This is a genomic window from Priestia sp. SIMBA_032, from assembly GCF_046535215.1.
Classification (GTDB): Bacteria; Bacillota; Bacilli; order Bacillales; family Bacillaceae_H; genus Priestia; species Priestia aryabhattai.
Window position 1 is genome coordinate 1 of sequence record NZ_JAWRXD010001607.1, and the last position, 234, is coordinate 234.

1 protein-coding gene is annotated in these 234 nt (G+C 35.9%); it reads left to right on the top strand.

Annotation, left to right across the window (positions count from 1 at the left end; all coding sequences use genetic code 11):
• Nucleotides 1-234 (top strand): IucA/IucC family protein (locus SB717_RS39725; RefSeq protein WP_410908853.1); only part of this gene is annotated, 234 nt, incomplete at both ends.

Below are 234 nucleotides of genomic sequence, written 5' to 3' on the forward strand. Positions count from 1 at the left end.
TCAATATGCATTAATTCCAATTCATCCGCTTCAGGCAGAATGGCTCTTGCATCAAGCTTACGTACAAGATTGGATAGTTCAAGAATTGCTTGAGTATATTGGACCTGTAGGTAAGTATTATATGGCAACATCATCACTAAGGACACTGTATCATCCCGATTCGAAGTATATGCTTAAGTTTTCATTTCCGGTGAAAGTAACAAATTCAATGCGTATTAATAAACTGAAAGAACT